The organism is Brevibacillus sp. NRRL NRS-603, assembly GCF_003013445.1.
GTDB lineage: Bacteria > Bacillota > Bacilli > Brevibacillales > Brevibacillaceae > Brevibacillus > Brevibacillus formosus.
The window spans coordinates 1-4,489 of record NZ_PXZN01000140.1 but is presented as its reverse complement, the minus strand read 5'-3'; the positions used below and the strand labels follow the sequence as shown (position 1 = coordinate 4,489).

General features: G+C 46.7%; 3 protein-coding genes. All 3 read left to right on the top strand.

The annotated features are described in order from the left end of the window. Positions 1-913, top strand: a 913-nt coding sequence (locus C7R94_RS29275; protein WP_146142860.1) for an AAA family ATPase, incomplete at its 5' end; no start/stop codon positions are given. A 626-nt stretch (positions 914-1,539) separates the two neighbouring features. Then, a complete protein-coding gene (locus tag C7R94_RS29270; RefSeq protein ID WP_233220708.1) occupies positions 1,540-3,711 on the top strand; it encodes a WIAG-tail domain in 2,172 nt (723 codons plus the stop codon). 216 nt (positions 3,712-3,927) lie between these two features. Beyond that, positions 3,928-4,489, top strand: a 562-nt coding sequence (locus C7R94_RS29265; RefSeq protein WP_233220707.1) for an amino acid--tRNA ligase-related protein, incomplete at its 3' end; no start/stop codon positions are given.

Here is a 4,489-nt window from a genome sequence, read left to right as displayed (position 1 = left end):
TCAATTGTTGACGGAGATGGATGGTGTAGCTACGACTGACAAGCCGCGGGTATTAGTCATGGCAGCTACGAACCGGAAGGACATGCTCGACGCAGCGCTGTTGCGACCTGGTCGTTTTGACCGTCATATTAGCGTTGATCTTCCAGACAAGCCTGCGCGCGAGCAGATTTTGACCATTCATACGGCCAATAAACCGCTAGGCGAGGACGTCACACTGGAAAAAGTGGCACAGGAGACATTCGGATTTTCTGGCGCACAGCTGGAAAGTGTAGCGAATGAAGCAGCCATTTACGCCATGCGTGATCGTCAGGAAAAGATCACTGCGAAGCATTTTGCTTATGCCGTAGACAAGGTCATGCTCGGTGAGAAGGTAGATCGTCAAGCATCAGAGGAAGAGAAGAAGCGCGTTGCTCTCCATGAACTGGGACATGCCATTGTCAGTGAGAGCGTGCGACCGGGCTCTGTCTCGCAGGTTACACTGAGTCCACGTGGCAAAGCACTAGGATATGTCCGACAAAATCCAATGGAAGACCGCTATCTGTATACCAAGGAAGCGATGGAGAAGCAAATCATGGTTAGCCTTGGGGGAGCCGTAGCGGAGGAAATCTACTACGGTGGGCGCAGCACTGGTTCGAAGAATGACTTCGAGCAAGCGCTGGGAATGGCACAGGAAATTGTACAAAGCGGTATGTCCGAGCTGGGGATTGTACATTTGCAATACGTGGATAAGAATCGGATTCATGACGAGGTTGAGCGTCTGCTGGAAGGACTGCTCGAAGAAACTCGCAATCTTTTGAGACAGTATGACTCCGTATTCCAAACGGGCTTGCATACATTGTTGGAAGCGGAAGTTCTGCAAGGTGATGAGTTTAGAGCGCTATTGTCACAAACGAAGGAAGAAGTTGCTGTATAAAGTGAAGATAAAGAACCTGCTAGCCAATGGAAGATAGGCGAAGCAGGTTTTTTTGTGTGTTTGCTGGCAACTTTGGCAAATCAGGATGAAACAATTTTGTAGACACGGTGCCAAATAGGTAAATGGATGAATATCCTACAAAAGTGATACGGGAATGAAATCAGGAGGCAAGGAGACCCTATGGCCAATGTGAACCGGCGAAAAGCTAACAAAAGTCTGAGCAAAACCTTTAGGCAGACCATGCACGAGTTACCGCTCTCATATACATCATCACCTGATCGGGAGTGGATGGAAGACCTCGAATTAAATCTGCTTGAAAGTAATTTGGAGAGCACTCACAGAATACCTCCCCTCTCTGCAGCCACACCGAAGGAGCAACAAAAACCGATTCCCAAAGTACCCAAGCAGGACCTATCCTCCAAACAGGACNNCAGGATACATCTTCCAAACAAGATACATCGTCCAAACAAAACGCGTCTTCCAAACAAAACGTACCTCCCAAACAAAGCGTACCCTCCAAACAAAGCTCAACTGCCAATCCGAACTTTTATTCAAAGGTCATCAAAGACCGAAATGATGATCGTGTCCAATCATTTGTCTATACAGACGACTTGACAGATCAATCGGTGACAACAGAAAAAATTGCGAACCGTGCCATTGATGCGTCCAAGATTAAGCAAGGCGCCGTGGATAATTCGATTTTGAAGGATTATGCGGTGGACAGCAGCAAACTCGCGGACAAGAGCGTAACCTCCACCAAACTTGCACCACTTGCGGTACAGAGGGATCATCTGGGGCAGGGAATCGTAAGTGGAGAGCACTTACAGGATTACTCGATTTCCGCGCAAAAATTGATCAACCATAGCATTACGTCCGAAAAGTTAGCCGATAAAACCATTGACTCGATGAAATTTGCCGACCACTCGATCCAGAGCAAGCATATTCAGGAGCAAGCGATTACGAATGAGTTGATCCAGGATCAATCAATTACCTCGGAAAAAATAAAGATGGGGACCATTCAAACAGGTAATCTCGCCAATTATGTGATTAACACAGTGAAGCTCGAGGATGGAGCTGTCACAGGCGATAAATTACGCGATGGAGCAGTAACTTCCACGAAGATAGACGAAGATGCAATTGAGTCTCAGCATATTCGTGAAGGATCTATTTACCATCATCATCTTACGGAAGAGCTAATAGATGGCAGTAACATTAGCGCTGGCAGCATCACGGATCATCACATCGCATTTCAAGCCATTTATAGCCAGCATTTACATCCAGAAGCGGTGACCAGTGATAAAGTGGGGCCATATGCGATACTGACTGAGCATTTGGACAACAACAGTGTCACGGCAGAAAAGCTCGCCAAAGAGTCAATCGGAAGCACACATTTACAAGCTGGCAGTGTCCTATCGAGTCACTTGCAAGACGGGATGCTGACGGCTAAAAAAATTGGGGATCAGCAAATTACCACAGCCAAGATTGCTGATAAGGCTATCACTACTGACAAATTGGCGAACAGGAGTGTAGGAGAACAACACTTGCTCGATGAGAGCGTGAGTTCACGACATCTGATTGACGGGTCCATTCGCTCAGAAAAGCTGGCAAGAAGGTCTGTAGAAGAACAGCATTTGACTGACAGAGTCATTGGGGGCAATCATCTACGTGAGTACATCATCCAGACCCAGCATCTGCATGACCATTTGGTGACCACATCAAAATTGGCGCCGGAATCTGTTTCCACAGACAAAATTTCAGATCTAAGCATTACGACAAGCAAACTTGGAGATGCCGTAATCACAGCGCCCAAAATAGCCAAAGATGCGATCAAGACACGCCATCTGGGCAGATCGGCCGTCACGGGGGAAAAGATTGCGGAAAAAGCAATTTCATCTACACATCTCAACAGTCATATCATTCAAGCAGATCATCTTCAGGGTAACTCCATTTCCAAGGAAAAAATACAGGACGGCAGTATCACAAGAGAGAAAATAGCCGATCAGAGCATTGATGCGAGCAAGCTAGATAGCCATTCCGTTCATGGTGCTCATGTCATAAAAGGCAGTCTGGATGGAACTCATATTAAGGAAGGGACGCTCAAAGGAAGTCATCTTATTAGCAGGAGCATAACAGAACAGCATCTGCAAAACCGGATCATTACGCAGGAAAAACTGGCAGAGGACTCCGTGACCGGTTCTAAAATTGCGTCCAAAGCTGTCACTACGCATCACATTGCGGATCAGTCGATAGACGCTGAGAAATTATCCTTTCCAGTAATTGAGACGCATAATCATATAGGAATAACCTTGCAACAATACGGTTTCGTCCCCTTCAGGCTTTCTGCCGCAAGCAATTCTACGGATGTGACCGTTCGATTGCCACAGCCTTATGCGGATACACATTATTGTATGGTGGCAATGACAAATCAACCAGGGATTTATACATCGCTCAAATACACGAAAAGGACCTCCGCGATCATCACCGTATTTCGCAATCAAGAGGGGCAGGAAGCGACTGGTGTGATTCACTGGATTGGGATTGGGGTAAAAGGAGTAGATGTCCCGCACGAAATGTTGGAATGGTCAACAGAGATGGGACAACTGGAGGCAGAAGAAGTCGAGGACGATCACGATCACGACTTTGAAGAGGAAGACATGGAAGACGAAGATGCGGATGATGAAGACATGGAAGATGAGTACACGGACGAGGATGACATGGAGGATCACGACACGGATGAAAGTGATTTCGAACAAGATTATGAAAGTAGTGAAGAATACGATTTCGAGAACGATAAATAATTCGGTAGGAAACAACAATGGGGCGAGTGGATGATTCAGAAGCAGGGAGGCCGATGTTGAGATCAGGTCTCCCAAATGCAAAATTGTTTACATAACTATTTTATGGTTAACATTGTACAGGGAGACTTTCATTGAATTTGCAGGCCCCCAATAGTATAATTGTTTGGTATACTTAGTCTGTATTTGCGTGGCATGGTAAATGGAGGGAATCATTCAATGTTGACGACGATTGCCCGAATCGGGCAGCATGTTGGACAAGAAGTACGCCTAGGATGCTGGTTATACAACAAACGTAGCAGCGGCAAGATTCAATTTTTGCAGCTTCGTGACGGATCTGGCTTCATCCAAGGTGTAGTAGTAAAAGCGGAAGTAGCGGAAGAAGTGTGGGAGAATGCATCGCAGCTCACACAAGAAAGCTCACTTTACATAACCGGTGTAGTTCGTGCGGATGACCGCGCACCAAGCGGTTACGAACTGACAGTAACTGGTGTGGAAATTATTCAGATCGCCGAGGAATATCCGATTTCCTTGAAGGAACACGGTGTTGACTTCCTCATGGACCATCGCCACCTGTGGCTGCGTTCTCCACGTCAGCGTGCAGTCATGGCTGTGCGTTCCGAGGTGATTCGCGCCATGTATGAGTTCTTCCACGAGAACGGGTTCGTAAAAGTAGATCCACCAATTTTGACACCGACCTCTGCGGAAGGTACCACGAATCTGTTCCATACCAAATATTTTGATGAGGATGCGTATCTCTCGCAGTCCGGCCAGCTTTATA